Source organism: Kribbella sp. NPDC051952 (assembly GCF_040680855.1).
Lineage (GTDB): Bacteria > Actinomycetota > Actinomycetes > Propionibacteriales > Kribbellaceae > Kribbella.
Genome location: NZ_JBFAXQ010000009.1, coordinates 135,173 through 159,240, shown reverse-complemented (window position 1 = coordinate 159,240; position 24,068 = coordinate 135,173). Strand labels below are relative to the sequence as shown.

General features: G+C 67.2%; 32 protein-coding genes. 17 read left to right on the top strand and 15 right to left on the bottom strand.

Features of this window, described 5'->3' with window-relative positions:
• Positions 1–38: 38 nt before the first annotated feature.
• Genes AB0L70_RS19015 through AB0L70_RS19005 form a run of 3 tightly spaced genes read left to right on the top strand, consistent with a single transcriptional unit; the run spans position 39 to position 1,674 of the window.
• Positions 39–302: a phosphoribosyl-ATP diphosphatase gene (locus AB0L70_RS19015; RefSeq protein ID WP_363685681.1), complete on the top strand. Its 264-nt coding sequence runs from the start codon at positions 39–41 to the stop codon at positions 300–302.
• 45 nt (positions 303–347) lie between these two features.
• Positions 348–1,196 (top strand): ATP phosphoribosyltransferase, encoded by an 849-nt coding sequence (hisG, locus tag AB0L70_RS19010; RefSeq protein WP_363685679.1) that lies wholly within the window; start codon positions 348–350, stop codon positions 1,194–1,196.
• Between the two features lie 13 nt (positions 1,197–1,209).
• Positions 1,210–1,674 (top strand): PH domain-containing protein, encoded by a 465-nt coding sequence (locus AB0L70_RS19005; RefSeq protein ID WP_363685677.1) that lies wholly within the window; start codon positions 1,210–1,212, stop codon positions 1,672–1,674.
• Here AB0L70_RS19005 and AB0L70_RS19000 read toward each other — a convergent pair.
• The gene (locus AB0L70_RS19000; protein WP_363685675.1) at positions 1,652–2,533 is read right to left on the bottom strand and encodes an aldose 1-epimerase family protein; all 882 of its coding nucleotides are present in this window, start codon (positions 2,531–2,533) and stop codon (positions 1,652–1,654) included. The two genes, AB0L70_RS19005 and AB0L70_RS19000, sit on opposite strands and share 23 nt — an antisense overlap.
• 186 nt (positions 2,534–2,719) lie before the next feature.
• Here AB0L70_RS19000 and AB0L70_RS18995 point away from each other — a divergent pair, with 186 nt between their 5' ends.
• From AB0L70_RS18995 to AB0L70_RS18985, 3 genes are read left to right on the top strand one after another with little or no spacing between them, the layout of a single operon-like run.
• On the top strand, positions 2,720–3,064 hold the full coding sequence (locus AB0L70_RS18995) for a YciI family protein (protein WP_363685673.1): 345 nt from the start codon (positions 2,720–2,722) through the stop codon (positions 3,062–3,064).
• On the top strand, positions 3,065–4,309 hold the full coding sequence (locus AB0L70_RS18990) for an RNA polymerase sigma factor (RefSeq protein WP_363685671.1): 1,245 nt from the start codon (positions 3,065–3,067) through the stop codon (positions 4,307–4,309).
• A complete protein-coding gene (locus tag AB0L70_RS18985; RefSeq protein ID WP_363685669.1) occupies positions 4,293–4,745 on the top strand; it encodes an oxidoreductase in 453 nt (150 codons plus the stop codon). Before AB0L70_RS18990 ends, AB0L70_RS18985 begins: the two co-directional genes overlap by 17 nt.
• Here AB0L70_RS18985 and AB0L70_RS18980 read toward each other — a convergent pair.
• Both AB0L70_RS18980 and AB0L70_RS18975 read right to left on the bottom strand, forming a co-directional pair.
• Positions 4,724–5,404: a hypothetical protein gene (locus tag AB0L70_RS18980; protein WP_363685667.1), complete on the bottom strand. Its 681-nt coding sequence runs from the start codon at positions 5,402–5,404 to the stop codon at positions 4,724–4,726. The two genes, AB0L70_RS18985 and AB0L70_RS18980, sit on opposite strands and share 22 nt — an antisense overlap.
• Positions 5,391–5,894, bottom strand: a complete 504-nt coding sequence (locus AB0L70_RS18975; RefSeq protein WP_363685665.1) for a hypothetical protein — start codon at positions 5,892–5,894, stop codon at positions 5,391–5,393. The genes AB0L70_RS18980 and AB0L70_RS18975 overlap by 14 nt, the downstream gene beginning before the upstream one ends.
• 111 nt (positions 5,895–6,005) lie before the next feature.
• On the opposite strand from AB0L70_RS18975, the gene AB0L70_RS18970 reads away from it, so the two are divergent.
• Entirely contained in the window at positions 6,006–6,503 is a 498-nt protein-coding gene (locus tag AB0L70_RS18970) for an SseB family protein (RefSeq protein WP_363685663.1), read from the top strand.
• Here AB0L70_RS18970 and AB0L70_RS18965 read toward each other — a convergent pair.
• The 3 genes from AB0L70_RS18965 to AB0L70_RS18955 are packed head-to-tail and all read right to left on the bottom strand — an operon-like array spanning position 6,489 to position 10,099.
• Positions 6,489–8,945, bottom strand: a complete 2,457-nt coding sequence (locus AB0L70_RS18965; RefSeq protein ID WP_363685661.1) for an FtsX-like permease family protein — start codon at positions 8,943–8,945, stop codon at positions 6,489–6,491. The genes AB0L70_RS18970 and AB0L70_RS18965 overlap by 15 nt on opposite strands.
• A 3-nt stretch (positions 8,946–8,948) precedes the next feature.
• Positions 8,949–9,677 carry an ABC transporter ATP-binding protein gene (locus tag AB0L70_RS18960; RefSeq protein WP_363685659.1) on the bottom strand — a complete coding sequence of 243 codons (729 nt, stop codon included), beginning with the start codon at positions 9,675–9,677 and terminating at the stop codon, positions 8,949–8,951.
• Complete coding sequence (locus tag AB0L70_RS18955; protein WP_363685657.1) at positions 9,674–10,099, bottom strand: DUF1707 domain-containing protein; 426 nt, start codon at positions 10,097–10,099, stop codon at positions 9,674–9,676. The genes AB0L70_RS18960 and AB0L70_RS18955 overlap by 4 nt, the downstream gene beginning before the upstream one ends.
• Before the next feature lie 140 nt (positions 10,100–10,239).
• Between AB0L70_RS18955 and AB0L70_RS18950 the strand changes: the two genes are divergently transcribed.
• Positions 10,240–10,956, top strand: a complete 717-nt coding sequence (locus tag AB0L70_RS18950) for a TetR/AcrR family transcriptional regulator (protein ID WP_363685655.1) — start codon at positions 10,240–10,242, stop codon at positions 10,954–10,956.
• Here the strand turns inward: AB0L70_RS18950 and AB0L70_RS18945 are convergent.
• Positions 10,953–12,119 carry a glycosyl hydrolase gene (locus tag AB0L70_RS18945; protein WP_363685653.1) on the bottom strand — a complete coding sequence of 389 codons (1,167 nt, stop codon included), beginning with the start codon at positions 12,117–12,119 and terminating at the stop codon, positions 10,953–10,955. The two genes, AB0L70_RS18950 and AB0L70_RS18945, sit on opposite strands and share 4 nt — an antisense overlap.
• A 38-nt stretch (positions 12,120–12,157) precedes the next feature.
• Complete coding sequence (locus AB0L70_RS18940; protein ID WP_363685651.1) at positions 12,158–13,174, bottom strand: LacI family DNA-binding transcriptional regulator; 1,017 nt, start codon at positions 13,172–13,174, stop codon at positions 12,158–12,160.
• A 100-nt stretch (positions 13,175–13,274) separates the two neighbouring features.
• On the opposite strand from AB0L70_RS18940, the gene AB0L70_RS18935 reads away from it, so the two are divergent.
• From AB0L70_RS18935 to AB0L70_RS18925, 3 genes are read left to right on the top strand one after another with little or no spacing between them, the layout of a single operon-like run.
• Complete coding sequence (locus AB0L70_RS18935) at positions 13,275–14,570, top strand: sugar ABC transporter substrate-binding protein (RefSeq protein ID WP_363685649.1); 1,296 nt, start codon at positions 13,275–13,277, stop codon at positions 14,568–14,570.
• Positions 14,570–15,448 carry a sugar ABC transporter permease gene (locus AB0L70_RS18930; protein ID WP_363685647.1) on the top strand — a complete coding sequence of 293 codons (879 nt, stop codon included), beginning with the start codon at positions 14,570–14,572 and terminating at the stop codon, positions 15,446–15,448. Before AB0L70_RS18935 ends, AB0L70_RS18930 begins: the two co-directional genes overlap by 1 nt.
• The gene (locus AB0L70_RS18925) at positions 15,445–16,359 is read left to right on the top strand and encodes a carbohydrate ABC transporter permease (RefSeq protein ID WP_363685645.1); all 915 of its coding nucleotides are present in this window, start codon (positions 15,445–15,447) and stop codon (positions 16,357–16,359) included. Before AB0L70_RS18930 ends, AB0L70_RS18925 begins: the two co-directional genes overlap by 4 nt.
• A gap of 534 nt (positions 16,360–16,893) precedes the next feature.
• On the opposite strand, the gene AB0L70_RS18920 is transcribed toward AB0L70_RS18925, so the two are convergent.
• The 4 genes from AB0L70_RS18920 to AB0L70_RS18905 are packed head-to-tail and all read right to left on the bottom strand — an operon-like array spanning position 16,894 to position 18,400.
• A complete protein-coding gene (locus AB0L70_RS18920; protein ID WP_363685643.1) occupies positions 16,894–17,211 on the bottom strand; it encodes a helix-turn-helix domain-containing protein in 318 nt (105 codons plus the stop codon).
• 47 nt (positions 17,212–17,258) lie between these two features.
• On the bottom strand, positions 17,259–17,636 hold the full coding sequence (locus AB0L70_RS18915; RefSeq protein WP_363685641.1) for a type II toxin-antitoxin system RelE/ParE family toxin: 378 nt from the start codon (positions 17,634–17,636) through the stop codon (positions 17,259–17,261).
• A gap of 33 nt (positions 17,637–17,669) precedes the next feature.
• Positions 17,670–17,921: a helix-turn-helix transcriptional regulator gene (locus tag AB0L70_RS18910; protein ID WP_363685639.1), complete on the bottom strand. Its 252-nt coding sequence runs from the start codon at positions 17,919–17,921 to the stop codon at positions 17,670–17,672.
• On the bottom strand, positions 17,921–18,400 hold the full coding sequence (locus AB0L70_RS18905; protein WP_363685637.1) for a DUF2975 domain-containing protein: 480 nt from the start codon (positions 18,398–18,400) through the stop codon (positions 17,921–17,923). The genes AB0L70_RS18910 and AB0L70_RS18905 overlap by 1 nt, the downstream gene beginning before the upstream one ends.
• Before the next feature lie 99 nt (positions 18,401–18,499).
• Between AB0L70_RS18905 and AB0L70_RS18900 the strand changes: the two genes are divergently transcribed.
• Both AB0L70_RS18900 and AB0L70_RS18895 read left to right on the top strand, forming a co-directional pair.
• The gene (locus tag AB0L70_RS18900; RefSeq protein ID WP_363685635.1) at positions 18,500–19,177 is read left to right on the top strand and encodes a TetR/AcrR family transcriptional regulator; all 678 of its coding nucleotides are present in this window, start codon (positions 18,500–18,502) and stop codon (positions 19,175–19,177) included.
• Positions 19,174–20,277 (top strand): NAD(P)/FAD-dependent oxidoreductase, encoded by a 1,104-nt coding sequence (locus AB0L70_RS18895; protein WP_363685633.1) that lies wholly within the window; start codon positions 19,174–19,176, stop codon positions 20,275–20,277. Before AB0L70_RS18900 ends, AB0L70_RS18895 begins: the two co-directional genes overlap by 4 nt.
• A gap of 60 nt (positions 20,278–20,337) precedes the next feature.
• Here the strand turns inward: AB0L70_RS18895 and AB0L70_RS18890 are convergent, their stop codons facing one another.
• The 3 genes from AB0L70_RS18890 to AB0L70_RS18880 all read right to left on the bottom strand — a co-directional run bounded on the left by AB0L70_RS18890 (position 20,338) and on the right by AB0L70_RS18880 (position 21,413).
• On the bottom strand, positions 20,338–20,652 hold the full coding sequence (locus AB0L70_RS18890) for a CopG family transcriptional regulator (RefSeq protein ID WP_363685631.1): 315 nt from the start codon (positions 20,650–20,652) through the stop codon (positions 20,338–20,340).
• Positions 20,652–20,843, bottom strand: coding sequence for a hypothetical protein (locus tag AB0L70_RS18885; protein ID WP_363685629.1), 192 nt, complete (start codon positions 20,841–20,843; stop codon positions 20,652–20,654). The genes AB0L70_RS18890 and AB0L70_RS18885 overlap by 1 nt, the downstream gene beginning before the upstream one ends.
• Positions 20,844–21,038: 195 nt before the next feature.
• Positions 21,039–21,413 (bottom strand): DUF1844 domain-containing protein, encoded by a 375-nt coding sequence (locus AB0L70_RS18880; protein ID WP_363685627.1) that lies wholly within the window; start codon positions 21,411–21,413, stop codon positions 21,039–21,041.
• A 361-nt stretch (positions 21,414–21,774) separates the two neighbouring features.
• Here AB0L70_RS18880 and infC point away from each other — a divergent pair, with 361 nt between their 5' ends.
• The 4 genes from infC (at position 21,775) to AB0L70_RS18860 (ending at position 24,010) form a co-directional block, all read left to right on the top strand.
• On the top strand, positions 21,775–22,419 hold the full coding sequence (infC, locus tag AB0L70_RS18875) for a translation initiation factor IF-3 (RefSeq protein WP_363685625.1): 645 nt from the start codon (positions 21,775–21,777) through the stop codon (positions 22,417–22,419).
• Between the two features lie 87 nt (positions 22,420–22,506).
• Positions 22,507–22,701, top strand: coding sequence for a 50S ribosomal protein L35 (rpmI, locus tag AB0L70_RS18870; RefSeq protein ID WP_360159247.1), 195 nt, complete (start codon positions 22,507–22,509; stop codon positions 22,699–22,701).
• A gap of 81 nt (positions 22,702–22,782) precedes the next feature.
• On the top strand, positions 22,783–23,175 hold the full coding sequence (rplT, locus tag AB0L70_RS18865) for a 50S ribosomal protein L20 (protein ID WP_363685622.1): 393 nt from the start codon (positions 22,783–22,785) through the stop codon (positions 23,173–23,175).
• Positions 23,176–23,203: 28 nt separating this feature from the next.
• A complete protein-coding gene (locus AB0L70_RS18860; RefSeq protein WP_363685620.1) occupies positions 23,204–24,010 on the top strand; it encodes an RNA methyltransferase in 807 nt (268 codons plus the stop codon).
• Positions 24,011–24,068: the final 58 nt, after the last annotated feature.

Genomic DNA, 24,068 nt, shown 5'->3' with positions numbered 1-24,068 from the left:
GCCGAGGAGTGGATCCGGCCCTCTAGGCTGGGCGGGCGATGAAGAGTTTTGAGGAGCTGTTTGCCGAGCTGGGTGAGAAGGCGGCGACACGGCCGGAGGGTTCCGGGACCGTGGCGGCGCTGGATGCCGGCGTGCACACGATCGGCAAGAAGCTGGTCGAGGAAGCCGCCGAGTCCTGGATGGCTGCCGAGTACGAGAGCAAGGACCGGGCCGCGGAAGAGCTGTCGCAGCTCCTCTACCACGCCCAGGTGATGATGCACGCACTCGGACTGGACCTCGACGACGTGTACCGACATCTGTGATCGACACACAGATCCGTTAGTTCACTCTTCGAGAAAGGCAGTGCCATGCTGCGCGTCGCAGTACCGAACAAAGGCTCGCTGAGCGAAGCGGCCACCGAGATGCTCTCCGAGGCCGGCTACAAGCAGCGCCGGAGCACCAAGGACCTGACCCTGACCGACTCGGCGAACGAGGTCGAGTTCTACTACCTCCGCCCCCGCGACATCGCCGTGTACGTCGGCGAGGGCACCCTCGACGTCGGTATCTCCGGCCGTGATCTGGTCCTCGACTCTCACGCGGACGCCGACGAGATCCTGAGCCTCGGCTTCGGCGCGTCCACCTTCCGGTTCGCCGGCCGGCCCGGTGCCGCCGACTCCGTGAAGGACCTGGGCGGCAAGCGGATCGCCACGTCGTACGCCGGTGTCCTGCGAGATCACCTGGCCGAGAACGGGGTGGATGCCGCCGTCGTCCGCCTCGACGGCGCGGTCGAGTCCGCCGTCCAGCTGGGTGTTGCGGACGTGATCGCGGATGTCGTCGAGACGGGTACGACGTTGCGCCAGGCCGGACTGGAAGTGTTCGGCGAGCCGATCCTGAAGTCCGAGGCCGTGCTGATCAAGCGGCACGGCGTGGAGACCGCGGCGAACGGGATGCAGCAGCTGGTGCGCCGGCTCGAGGGCGTTCTGATCGCGCGCAACTACGTGATGATGGACTACGACATCCGCGCCGAGGACGTCGACGCGGCGACCGCGGTCGCGCCTGGGCTCGAGTCCCCGACGGTCTCGCCGCTGCACCGACAGGGTTGGGTCGCCGTCCGGGTGATGGTCCAGCGGGCCGACGCCCAGCGCCTGATGGACCAGCTCTGGGAGGTGGGCGCACGTGCCATCCTCACCACAGACATCCACGCCTGCCGGATCTGACCGGGTCCCCGACATGGCACACGCCGGCCGGTTGTTTGCGTTCCATCCGCGGATTGTGGCGTTGATGGCCGGTGGGATGGGGTTGTCGCTGATCGCGGTGTTCGGGGTGATCTGGTTCCGGTTGCCGGAGAGCGCGCGGGACACGTTCAGCTGGTTCCAGCGGCTGACGTTGCTCGCGTTCTTCGGCGCGGTGCTGTGGATCCTGTACCGGATGACGACGTTGCGGGTGACGGCGTACGCGGATCGGCTGCACATCCGCAACGTGTTCAAGTCCTACACGCTGCGCTGGGACGAGGTGTCCGCGCTGCGGTTCCGGTCCGGTGACGCATGGCTGCAGCTGTTCGATGCTGATGGCAACCGGCTGGGCATTCTCGCGGTGCAGGCCGCGGAGGGACGGCGGGCGAGCCGGGCCGCCAAGGAACTGGCGGCCGTGGCCCGCGAGCACGGTGCAGGTCCTAAACGGAAACTCGGAACGTAGTCGAGTGCGATTCACCGGGCTTCAGGACCACCAGGTCCTGCCCGGTGCGGAACGAGTCGGGCGGACACGTCATAGGCTCGACCGCGAGCGCCGTACGCCCGATCGCGCCGCCGGTGTAGAGCTGCATCCACGGCGTGTCACTGGTCAGGACCGACCTGGCTCCCGTGTCCGGATCGCTCAATGTGACCGACCACGAGCCGCCGCCGAGCCCGGTGAAGGCGTTGTCGATATCCAGCGAGCCCAGCACCCGGCCGATCGCGAAGTCGAAAGGCGAATCGGCGACCGGTGCGAGCCCGATCGGGGTCAGCCGCTCCGCGGTCACCTCCAGCCACTCGGCCGCGCTGAACTCCAGCACGCACTCGTCGATCTTCCGGCCGACGCTCAGATAGGGATGCGTCCCATACCCGTACGGCGCCGCACTCGAGCCCACGTTGGTCGCCGACGCGGTGACCGTCAGGCCGTCGGACAGCTCGTAGGTCAGCGACAGCTCGAGCTGATGTGGATACCCGGGCTGCCCATGTAGCCGGTGGCCGACGGTCACCTTCGCCGGGTCGGAGTCCACCAGCGACCAGTTGGCCCACCGGGTCAGGCCGTGAATCGCGTTCTGCCGGGCCGGCTCGGTCAGGTACAGCTGCTGGTCCACGCCCTCGAACGTGTATTGGCCGTCCGTGATGCGGTTCGGCCACGGGAACAGGTGCTGGCCGATCCCCGCATGCGCCGGCTCGTCCTCGCCGTACCCGAGCAGGACCGGGCGTCCGTCGTACGTGAGCCCGCGCAACCCACCGCCCACGCTCACCACGGTCGCCTCGTACCCGCCGCCCTGGATCGTCCACTGCTCGCCCGATGGCAATACGCTCATACGCCAATCTTCGCCGATGCCGTACGTAAGGACAGGTAGTAGTCCATCCAGCCGACGCCCTCCCCGCCTGAGCGCCCCCGGCGAATCGTGGGAAAGGGGACTACTACCTGTTCTTAGGTACACAGATGTCCATCTGGGCCGACCCCGTTCGTGGTGATGCTGTAGACACGCTCACAGGAGGTTCTGATGAAGTACATGCTCTTGATCAACGCCGGCGAACTCGACCTGAGCGGGGGAGCGGTCGGGTGTGAGCCCGAGGACTGGATGCGGTTCGACAAGGAGATCAGCGACGCCGGGGTGGTCGTCGCGTCCGAGTCGATGGCCGACCTGGTCACCGCCACCAAGGTCGAGGTCGCGAACGACGGCAAGCGGACGATCACCGACGGACCGTTCGCCGAGACCCGGGAGGTGCTTGGCGGGTTCTACGTGATCGACGTCCCTGATCTCGACGTCGCACTCGACTGGGCCGCGAAGTGCCCGGGGTCGCGGGCCGGCGGGTCGGTGGTGGTCCGCCCGGTCGCGGAGTTCTGAGTGGATCAGGTCGAGGAGGTCTTCCGGGAGGAGCGCGGCCGGTTGCTGGCCGCGCTCGCCCGGCGGTTCGGCGATCTCGACCTGGCCGAGGAGGTCACCTCGGAGGCGATCGAGGTGGCGCTGGTCCGCTGGCCGGTTGACGGCGTACCGCCGAACCCGGGCGGCTGGCTGATGACGACGGCCCGGCGGAGGGCGGTCGACCGGCTGCGGCGGGACCAGGTGTACGCCGCGAAGCTCGCCGTACTGCAGATCGAGGCGGACCGGGCCGCGCCGCAGCCGATCGGCGACGAGCTGCCGGATGAGCGGTTGCAGCTGTTCTTCACCTGCGCGCATCCGGCGCTGGCTGCCGAGGATCGGGGTGCGTTGACGCTGCGCTGCCTGGCGGGATTGACCACGCCGGAGGTGGCGCGGGCCTTCCTGGTTCCGACCGCGACGATGGCGAAGCGGATCGTCCGGGCGAAGGCGCGGATCAGGGTGGCGCGGATCCCGTTCCGCGTTCCCGGCCCGGAGGAGTTGCCGGAGCGGCTGCCCGGCGTACTGCAGGTGATCTACTCGGTCTTCACCGAGGGGTACGCCGCGAGCTCCGGGCCGTACCTGCAACGCCTCGACCTGGCTGAGGAAGCGATCCGGCTGGCCCGGATCCTGTACCGGCTGCTCCCCAACGAGCGCGAGGTGACCGGTCTGCTCGCGTTGATGCTGCTGGTCCACGCCCGCCGCGACGCCCGCACCGGGCCGGACGGTCAGATCGTCCTGCTCGAGGACCAGGACCGCGGAGCCTGGGACCAGGAGATGATCACCGAAGGACGCGAACTGGTCGTCGCCGCCCTCACCGGCGGACCGGCCGGACCGTACGCCGTCCAGGCCGCGATCGCCGCCCTCCACGACGAGGCGACCGACTTCGCCGGCACCGACTGGCTGCAGATCGTCACGTTGTACGACGTACTGCTCGGCATCGACCCGTCTCCCGTGATCGCGCTCAACCGCGCGGCCGCGATCGCGATGCGCGACGGCGCCGAGGCCGGGCTGGCCCTCCTCGACGAACTGTCCGCCGAACCACGGCTGCGGGACTACTACCCGTTCGCCCTCGCCCGGGCCGACCTGCTGCACCGGCTCGGACGTTTGCCTGCGGCAAGGACGGCGTACGGGCGGGCTCTCGAGCTGGCCGGGACGGAGCCGGAGCGGGCGCATGTTCGTGACCGTCTGGCCGAAGTAGAGCAGACTGAGGCCCATGCAGACGGTGTATGAAGCAGCGGGTGGGGCCGAGGGGATGCTGCGGCTGGCGCACGCGTGGCACGAGCTGGTGATGGCGGACGAGGTCGTGAGCCACGCGTTCCACGGTGGGGCCAAGCCGGACCACACCGAACGGTTGGCGGCGTACTGGGGTGAGGCGCTCGGCGGACCGGTGGCGTACTCCGGGACGTTCGGCAGCGAGGCGGAGGTCGAGCGGCTGCACAGTGGGAACGGCGAGCACGACGAGATGAACCACCGCGCGATCGCCTGTTTCGACCAGGCGATGACCGACAGTGGACTCACCGATCCACGCCTGCGCCAGGTCCTGCACGACTACTTCGCCTGGGCGACCTTCACCACGATGTACCACCACAACGGGGACGAGATCCGCGAGGACGCCGGCGTCCCGCGATGGTCGTGGGACGGGCTTCAGGACGCAGCTGAGTCGTGAGGCGGTAGCGCGACCGACTTCGGGATGATCTCCAGCGCCGGATCGTGCGGGACGGTCGGGTTGCCGTCGACGATGACATGGGCGCGGGAGCGGGTGGCCTGCTCGGCGAAGTGGTCGCGCTCCCAGCGCATCCATTCCAGCCACTCGTCGCGTAGCGCTTCACCGTCGCGTTCGATGCCGCGGTCGAGCCGGACCTCGTTGGACGTCTCGATCCACAGCCGCAGCGACTGCCAGGGGCCGGCCTCGCGGTCGCAGGACGTGACGCCTTCGACGATGAGCAGGTCGACGGTGATCGGTACGACGTGGAGTTCGGCGTACGCACCGCTGTTCCAGTCGTAGCGGCGGTAGCGGCCCTCGCGGCCGTCGGCGATCCGCTGCAGGACGTGGTCACGCAGCAGGCCGAAGCCGCGGACGGCGCCGGCCCAGCCGTCGTACAGGTCGTCCATGTGGATGACATAGGTGTTCAGTCCGCGGGCCTCGGCCCGCGCCTGCAGGGATGCGGCCAGCGTGGACTTGCCAGAGCCGGCCGGCCCGTCGATGCCGATCAGTCTGGTCCGGCCCAGGTGAGGCGGGCCCGCCAGCACGTTGTCGATCAGGGAGTCGATGGTCAGTGGGGCTGTGGTGGTGCTGTGGTCAGCAGCACGATCAGTTGATTCCATGGCGTTTCAGAATGTCCTCGATCTCGTCGAACTCCGACGATTCCTGCTGCTTCCCCTTGGAGGGTTTGGCAGCTTTGGCGGGAGCGGCCGACGCGGGTGCGGGACCCGTCGTGGTCAGCTCACCCGCGGGCGAGGCGGGTTTCTTCTCCTTCGATGCCTTCGGCGCCTTCGCGGTGTCCCCACGACGGCCCCGGGCCACGCCGGAGACGACGTACAGCACCACCGAGACACCGAACAGCGCGACCCCGGCCCAGACGGTCGGCGAGAAGATCAGGTGGGTGACCCAGCTCACCGTCGAGTGGACCACCTCCCAGACCAGCTTCAGCAGTCCGGTCAGGTACAGCGAGACCGGAAGCAGGGACCAGGCCACACCGCGGGTGCCGGCCGCCGCCCCGCGGCGCCGCCAGGCGGCCCACGAGCCGATCAGGCCGAGCAGCGTGAGGCCCACGCAGAGCGGCAGCATCGTCGTCACATCGCTGAAGTCAGGCACATACCCAGGCTCGCACAGTCCGCGCCCGAACCAAGAGGGGAAGAGCCCTGACGCACCCCTGAAACACCGCTCCGGGGGAAGGGGAGGAAAGAAGGGGAGGACAATGGTCGGGTGCAACCACCACAGCGCCGCTTGGCCTTCACCGGGTTCGACAACGATGACGGGTCGGCCGACGCCGCGCTGGCGGCTGCGCTCGCGGAGGGTGATCACGGTGCGATGCTCGCCGCGCTGACCAAGGCGCGGCTGTTGGTGCCGGTGGTGGCGATGCTCGGCGAGGTCGAGTACGACGACAACGGGCTGGCGCACGACAAGACGTCGGACATGGCCGTCGCGCTCCTCCAGGGCCAGGACGGCCGCAACGCCCTCCTGGCCTTCACCGGGACCGAAAGCCTGGCCCGCTGGAGCCCGGAAGCCCGCCCGATGCCGGCCCAGACCCAACTCGCCGCGACCGCGGCCATCCAGGAAGGCGCCGCCGCGATCGTCCTGGACATCGCCGGCCCGGCGACCGGCGTGATCGAAACCGACGACGTACGCCGTCTGGCCGCCGGCCTCCAGGTGGTACGCCTGGAAGACGGCGGCTACGGGTGGGTCGAATCAGCCGACGGGTGAGCTGAGGGCGTCCATCGGCTTCGGACGCATCGCGATCCGGCCAGTGATCGCGGTGGTCGGGAGGACGAGGGCCAGGACCACGACGACCCAGGCGAGCAGGATCCAGGACGGACCGGAGGGGATCGGCCAGCCTCGGGTCGCGACCGCGATCGGCAGTACGGAGAACGCCGCCGCGATCAGGCCGAGGACGAGACCGAGGGCCGCGATCACCAGACCTTCCAGAGTGAGCATCCGCCGTACCTGTCGACGGGTCGACCCGGTCAGCCGTTGCAGACCGAACTCCCGCCTGCGGTCGAGCACCGCGACCGCGATCGTGTTGATCGAGGCGATCGCTGTGTACGCGACCGCGATCCCGGCCAGCAGGTACCCGATCCACGCGTCGACTCCGAGGCCGGCGTCGTACCCAGCGCCGAGCAGGTCCCGGTCACCGATCGTTGCCCCAGGCCACTTCGACAGGTCGAACGCGGGAACCTTGTGGTTGTCCGTGCGCAGCAGCAGTTGGCTGGGCAGCCCCGTCGTGGTGTGTGCGGCGAGCAGGGCCGACGGCAACAGGATCGACTCGTAGCCCGACGGCCCTTCGGCCAGCGCCACGATCTTGACCTTCACCAGCGCGTTGTCACCGAGTCGAACGCCGATCTCGGATCCGACGCCGACCTTCAGCTTCTTGGCAGTGCCGGGTGGGAGGGCCACAGTGTCGCCGGTCAGGTCGTCCAGCGACCCCTTGGTCACTTTCCCCTTGTAGACCGGACCGCTCAGGCCCAGCAGCGGCCACGCGTCACTGGTGTGCGAGGTGTCGTACGGCTCCTCGATCCAGCCTTTGCTGCGAACGAGTTCCGACGTCGCAGTCACGCCGGGCAGGTTGCGGGCCGCCTCGGTCAGTGAGGCGGGGATACCGCCGGTGCTGCTGGTCACGACGACGTTCGCGTTCAGGTTGTCCGTGTACGCGTCGACCGCGGCCTTCTGCTGGGTGGTCTGTGCGTAGATGTTGCCGAGCGCAATGGTCGTGGCGATCGTGATCGGGATCAGGATCGCGGCGAACTGGACGGCGCGGACCCGCAAGTTGATCACCGCGAGGACGCCGCTGGTCCCGCGCTTCTCGATCAGTGCCGTGAGCCGCGGTACGAGGGCCCGCTGAATCACCAGGGGAGCGAGGATCGCGACGGCGATGGATCCAGTCAGACCCGCCGGTCCACCGATCGCGGCCGCGTTGGTCGGGTTCATGAAGAGCGTGGACAGCGCGATCGCCACCGTCGCTCCGGCGAACACCGCGCCGATGATCAGCCGGATCTTCCCCAGCGCAACCTCAGGTACGGCGGCCTCCGCCAGCGCCTGGATCGGACGGATCCGGGCCGCGCGGCCGGCGGCGAAGCCGACCGTGATCCGCAGGACGAGGAAGGTCAGGATCGCTGCACCCGCGAAGGGGAGCGGGCCCTGGTCGAACCGCAGCTGGGCCGGCACGATGTCGCCGTCGATCAGCATCCCGAAGATCCAGTTGCCCGCGGTCCGGCCGCAGAGCAGACCGATCAGCAGACCGATCACGCCGACCACCATGGTCTCGGCGATCACCATCTTGGCGACCTGGCCAGGGGTTGCGCCGCTGGCTCGCAGCAACGCGAGTTCGCGCCGCCGTTGGCGGACCGAAAGTCCGATCGTGGCCGAGACCACGAGCGCCATCACCACGGCCACCATCCCACCGAAGACGCCGGACATGATGATGAGCGGGAGGCTCGTCGCGATCCCGCTGTACTCGGCGACGCCGCGGTCGTCTCCGGCGTACGCGCGGATTCCTTCTGGCAGGTCGAGTCGCTTGATCAGGTCCTTCGCCGGCCCGGTCGGAAAGACTCCGATGGCGTCGACACCTGGTGCCATCCGAGCAGCGTCGGCATCGGCGAAGAAGATGGACGGTACGTCGACCTGCCGCTCAGCAGTCGCGATCCCGGCGAGGGTCAAGGTCTGCGGTTGCCCGCTGACGGTCACGGTGACCTGGTCACCGGGCTTGGAAGAACCGACGAGACGCTGGTCAAGCACAACCTGACCACTCAGCGGTGCCCGCCCGGCGGTCAACGTGTACGGCGTGAGGGCCGCGGACGCCCAACCGTGCCCGCTCGACGCACCAGAGTTCACCACAGCTGGGACCGAGCGGTCTGCGATTGCTTTTGCGACTCCCGGCGTACTGGCGAGTTTGGGGGCGAGGGTGGGGTCGACGCGGTGGCGTTCGGGGAAGGGGGCTGAGCCGGAGCCGTTCGGGGGGTGGTAGGCGGGGTCGCCGGTGACGACGATCGGGGCGGCGGCGAGGCGTTGGGGTGGTGCGTTCAGGCGAAGTCCGGTTTCGAGCAGTCCGCCGGCCGCACTGAGCAGGGCGCTGCCGAGCAGGACCGCGACGAAGATCGCGAGGAAGGCGGCGGTCCGGTACCGCAGGGTGGTGAGGGCCAGGCGGATCATGATTCAGCGCTCCGAGGGAGACAGGCTGAGGTGCGCGAGTTCAGCAGCGACAGCCTCGGCGGTCGGTTGGATCGATTCCGAAACGATCTGGCCGTCCACGAGGTAGACGACGCGATCGGCGTACGACGCCGCGACAGGATCGTGGGTGACCATCACAGTGGTCTGCCCGAGATCGCGGATCAGCGCGAGCACTTCCAGCGCGGTGACCGTGTCGAGTGCGCCGGTCGGCTCGTCGGCGAACGTGATCGCCGCCCGCCCGGCCAGTGCCCGCGCGATCGCAACACGCTGCTGCTGACCACCGGACAGCTCACTCGGCCGATGCCGCATCCGCTCGCCCAGACCGACGCGCTGGATCACTTCCGACACCCAGGCGTTGTCCGGCGACCTCCCGGCCAGTGTCAGCGGCAGTACGACGTTCTGGCGCACAGTCAGCGCCGGCATCAGGTTGAACGACTGGAAGACGAAGGCAACGTGTTCACGCCGCAGTTGGGTCAGTGCGGTCTCGTCGAGCCCGCGCAGCGACTGTCCGGCCAGGTGCACGTCACCGGAGGTCGGTGAGTCGAGACCAGCCGCGCAGTGCAGCAGTGTGCTCTTGCCGGAGCCAGACGGGCCCATCACCGCAGTGAAGGAGCCCGCCGCGAACCCGTAGGTCACACCGGCCAGCGCGGTCACCGCGCTGGGACCGGTGCCGTAGACCTTCCGGACGTCGGTGAGCTGGACCGGCGCGTTCACTGCGTGACCAGTACGTCGGACTTGCGGTGGTACGACTCGTTGGTCCACCAGAGGATGCCGACGACCATGCCGAGGCCGATGTCCGACCAGAGCCACCAGGGCCAGTCGAAGTGGCCGAAGGTGGCGAGCACCACCCAGATCACGAACTGCACGACGCAGGTGACCAGCCAGAGCGCACTGGCCGCGCGGAGCGCCATAGTGAGGCCGCGGGCCGGCAGAGCCTCGGTTACGCCGTCGAAGACCTGACGAAGCTCACCGCGGGTTCGCGCGGCGTCAAGGAGTTCGAATCGGTCGAGGGCCTGCGGTGGGGTGAGCTTGCCCTGCCGGACCGCGCTCTCGAGCTTGGCGGCGGCGGACTTCCGGTCCGCGGCGGACAGCTGGACCTGGTCGGGGAGCAACAGGGGTTCGAGCATCGTGTGCATCGGAGGATTCCTTCCGGGAGTGGCTTGATGTGAAATAGCGTATGGGTTGAACAGTTTCTGTCGCCCGGTGTCCAGGACCCGTTTTCGAGGTGGTGCTAGCACCCCTCTGTGCCGATGGCGTCGTACGCGAAGATGGAGACATGACCGAGGACCGCGCGGACCTGCCGCCGGGGCTCGCCCTGTCCTGGGGCGTGCAGCCGGTCCAGCGGCGTGGGCCGAAGCCGGCGCTGTCGGTCGAGCAGATCGTGGCGGCCGGGATCGAGTTCGGCGACCGGGACGGGTTCGAGGCGATCTCACTGCAGAAGATCGCGGCCCACTTCGGCGTCAGTACGAACGCCATGTACCGCTACGTCCGGTCCAAGGACGAGCTGCTCGTGCTGGTCCACGACAAGGCGATCGGGCAGCCGCCGGAGCTACCGTCCGGCTGGCGGGAGGCGGCGACCGCCTGGGTGACCGCCCAGGTCGAGCTGTACGCCGAACGCCCCTGGCTCCTCGATATGCCGATCCACGGTGCGCCCGCGACGCCGAACGCACTGCGCTGGCTCGAGTCGATGCTGCAGGCCATGGCCGACACCGGGCTCAGCCAGCACGACACCTTGGGCTGCCTGATGCTGCTGGACGGGTACGCGCGGAACTACGGCGATCTGGCCCGGCAGCTCGGAGCCGCCGACAACATGCCGGTCCAGGCGGAGCAGGTCGGCCAGTTCCTCGTACCGCGGCTGATCGAGGGTGGCTACCCGATGCTGACCGCCATGTACACGAATCAGGAGTACGAGGACGGCCTCGACGACGACCTCGAGTTCGGTCTCACCCGCATCCTGGACGGTATCCAGGTGCTGATCTCGGGCAAGTCTTAGGGCAGGACGATCCGCACCGGTCCGTTGGCGCGGGCGGCGACCCACTGCAGGTGGAATTCGCTGCCGGGCGCAACTTCCGGGCGGCGATGCGGCTCGGTGCGAAGGTTGACCGGCGCCGTGATTGTGGTCGCAGGCTGCGGTCGGATGCCTCGAGTACGCGTCTCTTCGATGAGGTCAGCCAGGGCTTGTGCAGCCGGCTTCCGTTGGTGGTCGACGGTGAACAGGCCCAAGTCGTACTCGCGATCGGGGAAGTCCAGCAGCCGCCGATCGATGTCGTGCGAGGACCACCAGGTCACACCCCACAACGCCGGGTTGGGCAGCACGGTCTCGACGGTCCGCCGGGTGAACTCGGCCTGCAGCTCCACCGGGATATCCGGTCCGGGTACGCCGATCTCCTGCAGCCATACGGGTCGGGCCGGATCGAGCGAGGTCGCCCTGGCCAGCTCGACCAGGTAGTCGGCGTGGGTGAGCGTGGCCGGTCCGAGGGGACCGTCCACCCGTGAGACCCCGTTGAAAACCCACGAGTGGACAGTGCTCAGGTCACCCAGTTCCACGACATCAACGGGGTGGAACGGGTGGTCCGCCTTGTACCAGGCGTCGTCGAACAGCGAGTGCAGTGCGAGTACGTCGGGTGCCGCCTTCTTCACCGTGGTGAGCAGGTCCTGCGCCCACCCGGTCGAGCTCTCGGAGGTCGTCGTACTGTCCGGCCAGAGGTTGTTGACCTCGTTCCCGAGCGTGATCGCGAAGACGTTCGGCCGGGTCGCGACCGCGCGCGCCACGGCGTCGACGTACGCCGTGAGTCCGTCGCGGATGGTGGCATCGTCGAACAGGCCGGCCTTGTGCCAGGTGAGCACCCAGGACGGCAGGAAGTCGAAGCTGGAGAGGTGGCCCTGGATCAGGTCGACCGCGACGCCCAGGCCGTGTTCGGCGGCGGCGTCGATGGTGTCCAACAGGTCCTCGATCGCGCGCTCGCGGATGATCGCCCGGTTCGGCTGGATCCACGGCCAGACCGGGAACACCCGGACGTGGTCGAGGCCGATCCCGGCCAGGTCCGCGAAGTCCCGTCGGACCGCGTCACCGTCGTAGTCGAGCCAGCTGTAGAACCAGCCGGCCGAGGGGACGTAGTTCGCGCCGAACCGGGGCGAGACGGGATCCGAGGACATATCGACGATGCTAAATCGGTTTAGGAAGCCGAGCAAGCTCAGGCCGGGGGAGCGGTCGACTCGCGGACGGTCAGGACTGGGTCGGCGGTGCGGCGGTTGATCACCTGGGTGGGGTCGGCGATGACCTCGAGCAGCACCTCGGCGGCCTGGCGGCCGAAGTCGAAGGTGTCGCGGGACAGCGCGGTCAGGGCCGGGTGCATCAGCTGGGTCAGGATCGAGTCGTCGAAGGCAACGATCGACAGGTCGCCGGGGACGGACACGCCCATCTCCATCGCGACGCCGAGCCCGGCCACCGCCATCACGTCGCTGTCGTAGACGATCGCGGTCGGGCGGTTCGCCTGGGAGAGCAGCTTGCGAGTCGTTGCCGCGCCCTCGGCGTCGCTGAAGTCGGTGGTCAGCGAGGGTGCATCGATCAGCCCGAGCCGCGGTGCGGCGTCGCGGACGGCCCGGATCCGGCGCTGGGTGTGCTGGAACACCGGCGTACCGGCGACGTGGGCGATCCGGCGGTGGCCGAGCGCGGCCAGGTACTCCACGATCGAGAGCATCGCGTCCCGGTCGTCCGCCCAGACGGACGCGAGCGCGCCCTTGCCGCCGCGGCCGCCGATCACGACGGCCGGCAGCTCGAGCGCCTTCAGCTCGTCGACCCGCAGGTCCTTCACGGTCAGGTCGACCAGGATCACGCCGTCGACGCGGTGCTCGGAGGCCCAGCGGCGGTAGACCTCGATCTCCGCCTTGGTGTCCTCGACGATCAGCAACTGCAGCGAGATCGACTCCGCGGACAGACCGGACTGCACGCCGGAGAGCAGGTGGGCGAAGAACGGCTCGACCCCGAGCGTGCGGGCCGGCCGGGCGATCACCATGCCGACCGAGTCGACCCGGCCCTCACCGAGCGCCCGCGCCGCACTGTGCGGCCGCCAGCTCATCTGCTCGGCGATCTTCAGGATCCGCTCCCTGGTCGCGTCGCTGACGCCCGGCCGCCCGTTCAGCGCGAACGACACCGCGCCCTTGGACACTCCGGCCCGGTTCGCGATGTCGGCGATCGTCGGTCTGGCCATCCGGCACCTCCCTCCGAGACTGTCTGTCTCCCCTTGACAGCGGATTCTACGATGTGGATAGTGCAGGAGCTATACCGGTTTATCAAACCCAGGAGAATCCATGCGTAGACGCCGTCTGGCGCCGGTGGCCGCCCTCGCCGCCGCTGCCCTCACTCTGGCTGGTTGCGGCCTCGGATCCGACTCCGGCAGCGACAGTGGGGGCTCGAAGCCGACCGTCGGCGCGGATGCACAGGTGACCGGTGAGGTCAGCTTCCAGACCTGGGCCCTGAAGCCGAAGTTCACGACGTACGTCGAGGGCGTGATCAAGGCCTTCGAGGCGAAGTACCCGGGCACGAAGGTCACCTGGCTGGACCAGCCCGGCGACGGCTACGACAAGAAGGTGCTGAGCCAGGCGTCGGCCGGTCAGCTGCCGGACGTGACCAACCTGCCGCCCGACTTCGCGCTCTCGCTGGCCAAGCAGAACATGCTGCTCGACGTCGGCGCCGCCGATCCGAAGATCAAGGACGAGTACGTCGAGGGCGGCGTACAGGCGTACGAGTACCAGGGCATGGACGGTACGTTCGGCTACCCCTGGTACCTGAACACCGACATCGACTACTGGAACTCGACCAAGTTCGCCGCGGCCGGGCTCGATGTGAAGAACCCGCCGAAGACGTTCGACGAGCTGCTCGCGGCCGCCAAGGTCATGCACGACAAGACCGGCGGCAAGGAGTACCTGATGAGCCGGCTGCCCGGCATCGGTGACTTCACCAACGCCGGCGTCAAGATCGTCTCCGACGACGGCAAGAAGTTCGTCTTCAACACCCCTGAGGCCGCCGCGCTGCTGGACAAGTACCGCGACGCCTACAAGGCCGGCTATCTGCCGCGCGACATCCTGACCCAGGAGTACCTGGGCAACTCCAAGCTCTTCACCCAGGGCAAGGTCGCCTGGACCACCGGTGGTGGCAACGCGATCCAGGACTTCCAGAAGGACAACCCGTCGCTGAAGGGCAAGGTCGTCCCGTCGCCCGCGCTCGACACCCCGCCGCTGTACGTGCAGGGCCTGTCGGTGTCGGCGAAGACCAAGAACCAGGCGGCCGCGATCGCGCTGGCCCGGTTCGTCACCAACGCGGAGAACCAGGCCGCGTTCGCCAAGATCGTGAACATCTTCCCGTCCACGAAGGCGTCGGCCTCGGACCCCTACTTCTCGAAGAGCGACGGTACGCCGGAAAGTGACGCGAAGGTGCTCGCCTTCGAGTCGCTGGCCAAGGCGAAGGTGCTGCAGCCGCCGGTAATCAGTGGTGCGACCAACGACTTCATCGGTCAGCAGATCTCGCTCGCGATCTCAGGCAAGCTCTCGTCCCAGGCAGCCCTCGACGCGGCGGTGGCGAAGGCCAACCAGCTCCTCACGCAGTAATGCGCTACAACCGGTGGTTCACCCCGTGGGTGCTGGTGATCCCAGCACTCACGTGGTTGCTGGTGTTCAACCTGTGGCCGTCGATCAACACCGTCATCCTGTCGTTCACGAACGCCAGGCCGATCGGCGGCGGCCACTTCGTCGGGCTGAAGAACTTCGAGACCCTCCTGCATGACGAGCAGCTGCGCTGGGCGTTGCTGAACAGCGTCATCTACATGGTGGTCTGCCTGCCGTTCCTGACCGTCCTGCCGCTGTTCCTCGCCGTACTGGTGGAGAAGAAGTTGCCCGGGATCACCTTCTTCCGGACCGCCTTCTACACACCGGTGGTGGCGTCGGCGGTCGTGGTGGCGCTGATCTGGCAATGGATCCTGGACGATCGCGGTCTGGTCAACGGACTGGCCGAGAAGCTCGGCGTGATCTCCGGCCCGTTGCCGTTCCTCTCGGACCAGTGGCTGTTGTTGCTCAGCGCAATCAGTCTGACGATCTGGAAGGGGCTCGGGTACTACATGATCATCTACCTGGCCGCTCTCGGGAACGTCGGTCGTGAGCTGCACGAAGCGGCGGCAGTCGACGGTGCGGGTTCGTTCCGGCGGTTCGTTCACATCACGATCCCCGGCGTACGCGGGACGATGATCCTGATCTCGATCCTGATCTCGGTGTCGGCGCTGCGGGTGTTCTCCGAGTTGTTCATCCTCAGTGGTGGCAAGGGTGGTCCGGGTGGGCGGGACAACTCGGTGGTGATGCTGATCCAGCAGTACAGCCAGGGCTTCGAAGGCAACCTCGGGTACGCCTCGGCGTTGTCGATCGTGCTGTTCTTCGTGACCGTCGTACCGATGCTGGTGCTGGCGCGGCTCAACCGTCGAGGGGCGGAAGCATGAGCGTTGTGACTGATCCGGCTCGGCCTGCGGTGCGTCCGGAGGTTCCCGGTCCTGGTGGGCGGCGTCGCGGTTCCTTTGGCTTCAACACTGTGTCGCCGCGCGAGAAGGTCGTCCGGTATCTGCTGCTGGTGTTCGTACTGCTGATTACGATCGGGCCGTTCCTGTGGCAGCTGTCGACCTCGCTGAAGGGGTCCGGGGAGGACATCTACACCCGGATCCCGCGGCTGCTGCCGGCTCAGCCGACGTTCGATCATTACAAGGAAGTCACCGACACGATCCCGGTGCTGGACTACGCGCGGAACTCGCTGGTCGTGGCATTCCTCGTTGTCGGCGGCAACGTTCTTGGTGCATCGCTGGCTGGGTTCGCGTTGTCGCGGTTGCAGTTCCGGGGGCGTCGGTTGGTGCTCGGGTTGTTTCTGGCGACTCTGGTGCTGCCGGGTGAGGTCACGATCATCTCGCAGTACGTGACGGTGCGGGAGTTCGGACTGGCTAACACGCTGTTCGGTGTCGCGCTGCCCGGCATGATCGGTGCGTTGAACGTGTTGCTGATGTACAACGCGTTCAGGTCCCTGCCGATCGAGGTTGACCATGCCGCGATCGTGGACGGCGCGAACGCGTGGCAGCGGTTCATTTACATCGGTCTGCCGTCGGTGCGCGGGACGATCAGCGTGGTCGCGATCTTCGCGTTCATCGGCGCATGGGACGACTTCCTCTGGCCGCTGATCGTGCTCACCGACCCGAACAAGTACACGCTGACCGTGGGCCTCCAGTACCTGTCCGGCACCTTCAGCAACAACCCCCGCCTCATCGCCGCCGGCACGATGATCGCCTTCATCCCCATCGTCATAGTCTTCGCCACCCTCCAACGCTTCTTCTTCAAAGGCGTCGAGGAAGGCGCCGTCAAGGGCTGAACCTGTACTTGGGGGCGCGCGTGTGGTCCGCCCCACGCGTGCTGCGCGGCCGCTCTCCTCGTCGCTGCGCTCCTCACCGCGCCCGCTCCGCGCGCTCCCGCCCGCCCCAGGGGCGCGCGCTGTCGCGCTTCATCGACTACACCGGGGTCCCGGGGCACGTGGTGATGTGAGCTGGCCGGTGGCGGGGTGCGCGCGTGGTCCGCCCCACGCGTGCTGCGCGGCCGCTCTCTTCGTCGCTCCGCTCCTCACCGCGGCCGCTCCGCGCGCTCCCACCCGCCCGGGTGCGCGCTGTCGCGCTTCATCGACTACACCGTGGCTCCGGGCATTGTGGTGATGTGAACCAAGCGGTGATGGGGTGCTCCTCGCAAGAGCGCGTGCTGTCCCGCCTCGCCGTCTGCACCGTGGTTGCGTGGTGAGGCGACCCAGCCCGGTTGACCGCGGGATTCTGCTCGTTCGTCCCAGCGGTGCCGCGCTACCGCGTAATTGTCAGCGTGGATCTAGCTGGAGGCGGGCGACCTGTTGAGGCGTTCGACGTCAGCCGAGGACCAAGCGCTCGTCGCCGAAATTCGCGACGATCTCGATCCGGCCGCCTAGCGCCTCGACGTACTTCTGGATCGTGCTCAGCTCGGAACGGCTCAACTCACCACGCTCGATCGACGACACCGCCGCCTGGCTGATGTGCATCGCGTCAGCCAGTTGGACCTGCGTCAGGCCCTGGTGCCGCCGCACTTCCTTGAGCCGATAGGCGCGTTGCTCGGCCCGAGCAGCCTCGCGATGAGCAGTGACCCGCGCTTCAGCCTCCGGGGTGGTGATCCGTTCCGACCGCACGCTGTCCCATGAGCGGTGTGCCATTCTTCTACTCCTTCGCCGAGTGTGAATATCCCTTGCGTGCAGGTTGTCTAGCCTCCTAGTTGGTCCGGGCTGTCAGCCCAGTCCGGATTCCGTTCCAGATTGGCCAGCCAGTCGTCGAACAGATCGTCCGCGATCGGGATGTTCTCGTCGTACCACTCAGTCCACCGATTCTCCTTGCTGCCACCGATCAGGAGCACAGCATGAGTCTGCGGGTCGAACGCGAACAGCACGCGAAGCTTGCCGCACCGTAGTTCCTTCATGTTGGAGTGCCGCGAACCCTCGATCGTGTCAACGGTCGGTCGTGGTGTCGCCGGTCCATGCTCGGCCAGTAGATCAATGCGGCCGGCGAGTGGCTCGAAGTCTTTGTCCGGCAACGAGTCCAGCCACTTCTGGCACCCGTCTAGGACGCAGATCGCGTACTCCATCGCGCCAACGATACAAGATCCAGTTTATATAAGCTAGGTCTTGTTTTCCTGTCGGGCGCTTACGTGCTGCTCGGTCGTGTCCTCGGGGATCCATTCCAGGAGGTCACCCGGTTGGCAATCGAGGACTTCGCACATGGCTTCCAAGGTGCTGAAGCGGACTGCTTTGGCTCGGCCGTTTTTGAGGACTGCGACGTTGGCCGGCGTCAGACCGACCTTTTCGGCGAACTCGCCGACGCTCATCTTTCGTTTGGCCAGTTCGACGTCGATGCGGACCACGATCGGCATCAGATGACTGCTTCCATGTCGGTGCGCAGCGTCGTTGCCTGTTGCAACAAGGCGCGCAGTACGACGACCAGCAGGATCAGAACCCCGCCGACCAGCATCATGCCGGTCATGACGATCGGCAGCGCGGGATCGGTGGCGAGCAGGCCCAGGTAGATGTAGACGCCGAAGAACAGCACCCAACCGATACCGAGCGCCCACACGATCGCGTCGACCCAGGCAAAGGCCGCCGTACTGAAGATGCGGTCGGCGGTGACGAGGGTGAGCAGCTTCCAGGTGCAGATGATCACGGCCTGGACGCAGAGCAACTCCACGATCGACCAGATCGTCAGCGGCCAGCGCAGATAGGCCATCTCCGGATCCTCGCGCGCCATGTACGCGAACTGCCCCGGCATGCTCATCACCTGCGCCACCACCAACCCCGCGAACAACAGCACAAGCAGGACCCGCAGCGGCCACACCACCCGATTCAGCAGTCTCATGGATCGACTGTCGGCCACTATCTATCGACAGTCAATAGATCCAGGACGATTGCAGCCAACGAACTTGTTCGTAACGAACATGTTCGTTACCGTCAGAGCATGACGGAAGAACCGAAGAGTCGACGAGAGCGCCCGGCCAAGGCACCCCTCAACCGGCGCGGGATCGTGGCAGTCGCGGTCGAGATCATGCGGACCGAGGGCCTCGACCGCGTGACGATGCGGCGACTCGCGAAGGAGCTCGATACCGGCCCGGCCTCGCTGTACGTCTACTTCCGCAACACGGCCCTGCTGCACGCCGCCGTACTCGACGACCTGCTCGGTGCAGTCGACCTGTCGCCGGTCGAGGCCGACGGAGATTGGCGCGACCGGTTGGAGGCAGTGCTGGCGTCGTACACGCGAGTGCTGTTCGAGTACCCGAGTCTCGCCCGATCCGCGGTGTCGACGCGGCCAGCGGGGGAGAACTATCTCCGGCTGGTGGAGGGCCTGCTCGCGCTGCTGGACGAGGGCGATGTGCCACCGCCACAGGCGTCCTGGGGTCTCGACCTGCTGTTGCAGGTGGCAACGGCGACGGCAGCCGAACACGCCGGTGGCGACGACCCGGACCAGTGGGATGCGATGACCGCCGCGATGCGCGCGGTCCGGCCCGAAACACACCCGCGGATTGCCGCGCTGGGGGAGGACCTTCTCGGCGGTGCCGGGCAGCGATCGTCCTGGGGCGTCCGTGTCCTGATCAACGGAGTCCTTGCCACTCCACGTACTGAAGGAGATGCGACATGACCACCCACCACGCAATCGCGATCATCGGCGCGGGCCTCGGCGGCCTGACGCTGGCACGGATACTGCACGTCAACGGCATCGAGGCCGCTGTCTACGAGCTCGACTCGTCACCCACCGCCCGCACGCAAGGCGGCATGCTCGACATCCACGAGGACTCCGGCCAAGCCGCACTGAAGGCAGCCGGCCTGTACGACGAGTTCCTCCGCATCATCATGCCCGGCGGCGAGTCGATGAAGCTCTACGGCCAAGACGCCGTACTGCGCTACTCGGACGATGACCGTGATGGCGGCCGGCCGGAGGTGCATCGCCGGGACCTGCGCGACCTGTTGATCGGCAGTCTGTCGGACGGTGTCATTCGGTGGGGTTCGAGGGTTGTCGAGATCTCGGACGATCGGGTGGTGCGGCTCGCGGACGGCAGGACGTTCACCGCGGAGCTGCTGGTCGGTGCCGACGGCGCTTGGTCCAAGGTTCGACCGCTCGTCTCGGACGCGATGCCGGCGTACACGGGTCTCTCGTTCGTGGAGTTCGATCTGCGGGATCCCGACGTACACCCGGACAGCGCCGAGTTGATCGGCGCGGGCGCCATGATGGCGCTCGGCGACGGCCGCGGCTTCCTGGCCCACCGCGAACCCGACCGCCTCCATGTGTACGCCGCCCTTCGTACGGACGCGGACTGGTCGACCAGACCCATCACCAAGGAGTCCTTGCTGACCGAGTTCCCGGGCTGGGACGAGCGTTTCCTCCGCCTCATCCGCGAGTCCGACGGCGCCCTGACCCCGCGCCCGATCCACGCTCTCCCCGTCAGCCACCAATGGAAACGAGTCCCCGGCATCACCCTCCTAGGCGACGCCGCCCACCTCATGTCCCCCTTCGCCGGCGAAGGCGCCAACCTAGCCATACAAGACGCCGCAGACCTAGCCGCAGCCCTCCTAGCCAACCCCCACAACCTCGAGACCGCCCTCGAGTCCTACGAGTCCACCCTCTTCCCCCGCTCCCACCAATCCGCCACCGAATCCGCCGCCAACCTAGCCCTCTCCTTCGCCCCAGACGCCCCGGCAGGCATCCTCAACTTCTTCACGACCATGCCACCAAGGGACTAGCGCCGCGTACTCGGTGGCCCGTCGGGCTGCATGGGCCATTCCTGAAGCGTCTGGGTGCGGTCAGCCGGCGATGCGGTGAGTTTCGAGATATTCGCGCACCGCTTCCCTTACCACTTCGCTCGGAGTGGTGTGGCTTTGCTCGGCGAAGGCAAGCAGGTCGGCGTCGAGTGCACGCGGAAATCGCACCTGCCTCACAGGCGACTTCTCGCCTGGCGGTGCGGTGGGATCGATCGATGGCCGCCCGCCGCGGGAACGCTCGATCAGGTCTCGTCCGAACTCGGTCGCCGCCTTGCCGCGCAGCGCAGTCTTTGAGTTCTCGGGCAGTTGCATGTCGTGCTCAGCCCACTCGGCAGCAGCGTCGTAGTCGTGAGTCATCACTGTTCCTCCTTCATGCGCTCAAGGTGCTTGGAACGGGCAACCATCACGTGGAACACGTGCACATCGCGAGGCGGACTGATCTCAACCATGACCTCCAGGAGGTCGCCGCCGAGTTGACGTGGTGGACCGATGAACAGGGTTGGTCGAATCGTCGCCGGCGGCCGTGGTTCGTCGAACTCCTCCTCCACGTAGTACGCATGTGCTATCGCATGCAGCGCATCTTCACGATCGACACCGTGCTTGTCTGCGCTGGGTGCCTATGTGATGGCCATGTGAATAGTGTACGACACAACATGGTTTTGTATGACATAACGCCACGAGGTTTTGTGTTACACAACCCAACGTACTTCGTTGGATCGTCGATGTCTGCCTTTGGGTGTGAGTCACCTGTGGGAGGCGGTGGGGTGGACTTGGCCGGTGTATTTTTCGCCTGGGCCGGCGCCTGGGGCGTCGGGGATCTCGCTGGATTCTCGGAAGGCCAGCTGGAGGGAGCGGAGGCCGTCTCGGAGGGGGGCGGCGTGGTGGTGGCCCAGGGAAGGGGAAGCGGCGTCGAGGAGGCCGGCTAGGGCGTCGATCAGGGAGCGGGCTTCGTCCAGGTCCTTGTGGTCGGGGAGGTCTTCGGCCAGGCCGAGGTTGACGGCGGCGGCGCTCATCAGGTGCAGGGCGGCGGTGGAGATGATCTCGACGCTCGGTACGTCGGCGATGTCGCGCGATACCGTCGACAGTGGATCGGGTGAAGTGGCACCTGGATCGGTCATGCTGCTACTCTTACACGGCGACCGACCTGGTCCGATGGTGACCCCTGAGCGGAATACTCAAGGCGAGCCAACGGTTCAAGTCTAAGCGGAGGGCCACCTCCCACCCAGTCGATGAAGAGTCGGCGGGTCCCGGTCACGCTGAGAGATTCTGGAGGACATCCGGAGAATCGAGGCGATCGTACGGCGTAGCTCGCAGGAGCCGTCGTCGATCTGGGAATTGGGCCTTCGTGTGATCGCACGAGGGCCTTCGTGTTTTCCAGGGGGACTTCGGAGATCACGAGGTGGCACCAGTAACTAGAACAACCCAGGAGGACCCATCACCATTGAACTGCGCGTCAACGAGCGCATCCGCGTTCCCGAGGTGCGACTGGTCGGACCGAACGGTGAGCAGGTAGGCATCGTCCGGATCGAGGACGCACTTCGGCTGGCACAGGAAGCTGATCTCGACCTGGTCGAGGTTGCAGCCACGGCACGCCCGCCGGTCTGCAAGCTGATGGATTTCGGCAAGTACAAGTACGAGACCGCGCAGAAGGCGCGCGAGTCCCGCCGGAACCAGACCAACACCGTCATCAAAGAGATGAAGCTGCGGCCGAAGATCGACCCGCACGACTACGAGACCAAGAAGGGTCACGTCGTACGGTTCCTGCGTGCCGGTGACAAGGTCAAGATCACCATTATGTTCCGTGGGCGCGAGCAGTCCCGGCCCGAGCTCGGGTTCCGGTTGCTGCAGCGGCTGGCCGAGGACGTGAGCGAGCTCGGATTCGTCGAGTCGTCGCCGCGGCAGGACGGCCGGAACATGATCATGGTGCTCGGACCGCACAAGAAGAAGTCCGAGGCGCGCGTGGACGTGGAAGCCGAGAAGGCGAAGAAGCAGGCCGAGCGTGAAGCCGAGCAGGAAGCGGAGCGCGTCGAACGCGCCGAGCAGGTGCAGGCACACGAGGCCGAGCGCGCCGCCGGCCAGACGAAGAAGCCGAAGGGTCCGGCAGACAACCTCGACCCGGAGTGACGTGTCGCTCCGGCCGCCGAGAGCGTCGGCCGGAGCTGGTCACCCGAAGATCGAGTCAACGAAAAGAATCTCAGGAGCACAACAGCCATGCCGAAGATGAAGACCCACTCGGGGATGAAGAAGCGTGTCCGGGTCACGGGCTCGGGCAAGATCCGCCGCGAGCAGACCGGTATCCGCCACCTCGCCGAGGCGAAGTCGTCCAAGCGCAAGCGTCGCCTGTCCGGCACCGTCGAGGTCGCGCCGTCGTTCGCGAAGAAGGCCAAGAAGCTCCTCGGCATCTGAGCAGCACCCTTACCCCCCGAACATCCCCGCCGAGTGGGCCCTAGTCCGGCTCCGGCGCAGAAATACAAGGAGTAACACCTCATGGCACGCGTGAAGCGGGCGGTCAACGCCCACAAGAAGCGCCGGGTCGTACTGGAGCAGGCCAGCGGTTACCGCGGCCAGCGCTCGCGGCTGTACCGCAAGGCCAAGGAGCAGGTCACCCACTCGCTCGTCTACGCCTACCGCGACCGCAAGGCGCGCAAGGGCGACTTCCGCAAGCTGTGGATCCAGCGGATCAACGCTGCGGTCCGGGCCGAGGACCTGACCTACAACCGCTTCATCCAGGGCCTGCGGCTCGCCGAGGTCGAGGTCGACCGCAAGATCCTCGCCGACATGGCTGTCAACGACCCGGCCGCGTTCTCCGCGCTGGTGCAGGTGGCCAAGGCCGCCCTCCCGGCCGACGTGAACGCGCCGAAGTCCGACGCCGCGGCCTGAGCAACACCCCGCAAGTAAGCACTTACAAGTGGCGAGCCCTGGTCTGCTGACCGCACAGTCTGTGCGGATCAAGCAGGCCCGGCGGCTCGCCACTCGTGCGTTCCGGCGCAAAACCGGCCGCTTCCTGGTCGAAGGCCCGCAGGCGGTCCGCGAAGCCCTCGAACACCGCGAGCTCGTCCTCGAGGTGTACGCCGAACCCGCCGTCGCCGAGCGCCATCGTGACCTCCACGACCTCGCCGCGAGCGCCAACGTGCCGTGGTTCGAAGTCAACCGCGCGGCCATCGAGGCCCTCAGTGAGACCGTCACCTCCCAAGGCGTCGTCGCCGTCTGCTCACTCGTCGACGTGCCGCTGGCACTCGGACCCACCACCAAGCTGGTGGCCGCAGGCGTTCAGGTCCGTGACCCCGGCAACGTCGGCACCCTGATTCGTACGGCGGACGCCGCCGGTGCGGATGCCGTCGTACTGTCGTCCGAGTCCGTGGATCCACATAATCCGAAGGCGGTCCGGGCCAGCGTGGGCAGCATCTTCCATGTACCCGTCGTCGTCGATGTGGACATCGCCGCGGCCGCCAAGGCCTGGCGGGATCAAGGCCTGCAGGTGCTCGCAGCCGATGGGTACGGCGCGACCGACCTCGACACGTGTATCGATGACGGCACGCTCGCCAAGCCCACGGTCTGGCTCTTCGGCAACGAGGCCCACGGCCTCCCGGACGGCATCGACGCGATCGTCGACCAGTCGGTCAAGGTCCCGATCTACGGCCGCGCCGAATCCCTCAACCTCGCCACCGCCGCGGCGATCTGCCTCTACGCCTCCGCCCGGTCGCAACGGCGTTGACGGCCGCACCGGCGGCGTGTCAATTTAGAGCCAGCGCGCGCCAGGGCGCCTCCTCTCC

Coding starts and splice junctions, on each gene's coding strand:
- AB0L70_RS18930 (WP_363685647.1), top strand. CDS start 14,570: ATGCGCTACAACCGGTGGTTCACCCCGTGGGTGCTGGTGATCCCAGCA.
- AB0L70_RS18985 (WP_363685669.1), top strand. CDS start 4,293: ATGCAGACGGTGTATGAAGCAGCGGGTGGGGCCGAGGGGATGCTGCGG.
- AB0L70_RS18945 (WP_363685653.1), bottom strand. CDS start 12,119: ATGTCCTCGGATCCCGTCTCGCCCCGGTTCGGCGCGAACTACGTCCCC.
- AB0L70_RS18900 (WP_363685635.1), top strand. CDS start 18,500: ATGACGGAAGAACCGAAGAGTCGACGAGAGCGCCCGGCCAAGGCACCC.
- hisG (WP_363685679.1), top strand. CDS start 348: ATGCTGCGCGTCGCAGTACCGAACAAAGGCTCGCTGAGCGAAGCGGCC.
- rplT (WP_363685622.1), top strand. CDS start 22,783: ATGGCACGCGTGAAGCGGGCGGTCAACGCCCACAAGAAGCGCCGGGTC.
- AB0L70_RS18950 (WP_363685655.1), top strand. CDS start 10,240: ATGACCGAGGACCGCGCGGACCTGCCGCCGGGGCTCGCCCTGTCCTGG.
- AB0L70_RS18940 (WP_363685651.1), bottom strand. CDS start 13,174: ATGGCCAGACCGACGATCGCCGACATCGCGAACCGGGCCGGAGTGTCC.
- AB0L70_RS18880 (WP_363685627.1), bottom strand. CDS start 21,413: ATGACCGATCCAGGTGCCACTTCACCCGATCCACTGTCGACGGTATCG.
- AB0L70_RS18995 (WP_363685673.1), top strand. CDS start 2,720: ATGAAGTACATGCTCTTGATCAACGCCGGCGAACTCGACCTGAGCGGG.
- AB0L70_RS18955 (WP_363685657.1), bottom strand. CDS start 10,099: ATGCACACGATGCTCGAACCCCTGTTGCTCCCCGACCAGGTCCAGCTG.
- AB0L70_RS19005 (WP_363685677.1), top strand. CDS start 1,210: ATGGCACACGCCGGCCGGTTGTTTGCGTTCCATCCGCGGATTGTGGCG.
- AB0L70_RS18935 (WP_363685649.1), top strand. CDS start 13,275: ATGCGTAGACGCCGTCTGGCGCCGGTGGCCGCCCTCGCCGCCGCTGCC.
- AB0L70_RS19015 (WP_363685681.1), top strand. CDS start 39: ATGAAGAGTTTTGAGGAGCTGTTTGCCGAGCTGGGTGAGAAGGCGGCG.
- AB0L70_RS18905 (WP_363685637.1), bottom strand. CDS start 18,400: ATGAGACTGCTGAATCGGGTGGTGTGGCCGCTGCGGGTCCTGCTTGTG.
- rpmI (WP_360159247.1), top strand. CDS start 22,507: ATGCCGAAGATGAAGACCCACTCGGGGATGAAGAAGCGTGTCCGGGTC.
- AB0L70_RS18965 (WP_363685661.1), bottom strand. CDS start 8,945: ATGATCCGCCTGGCCCTCACCACCCTGCGGTACCGGACCGCCGCCTTC.
- AB0L70_RS19000 (WP_363685675.1), bottom strand. CDS start 2,533: ATGAGCGTATTGCCATCGGGCGAGCAGTGGACGATCCAGGGCGGCGGG.
- AB0L70_RS18895 (WP_363685633.1), top strand. CDS start 19,174: ATGACCACCCACCACGCAATCGCGATCATCGGCGCGGGCCTCGGCGGC.
- AB0L70_RS18890 (WP_363685631.1), bottom strand. CDS start 20,652: ATGACTCACGACTACGACGCTGCTGCCGAGTGGGCTGAGCACGACATG.
- AB0L70_RS18920 (WP_363685643.1), bottom strand. CDS start 17,211: ATGGCACACCGCTCATGGGACAGCGTGCGGTCGGAACGGATCACCACC.
- AB0L70_RS18915 (WP_363685641.1), bottom strand. CDS start 17,636: ATGGAGTACGCGATCTGCGTCCTAGACGGGTGCCAGAAGTGGCTGGAC.
- AB0L70_RS18910 (WP_363685639.1), bottom strand. CDS start 17,921: ATGCCGATCGTGGTCCGCATCGACGTCGAACTGGCCAAACGAAAGATG.
- AB0L70_RS18980 (WP_363685667.1), bottom strand. CDS start 5,404: ATGGAATCAACTGATCGTGCTGCTGACCACAGCACCACCACAGCCCCA.
- AB0L70_RS18925 (WP_363685645.1), top strand. CDS start 15,445: ATGAGCGTTGTGACTGATCCGGCTCGGCCTGCGGTGCGTCCGGAGGTT.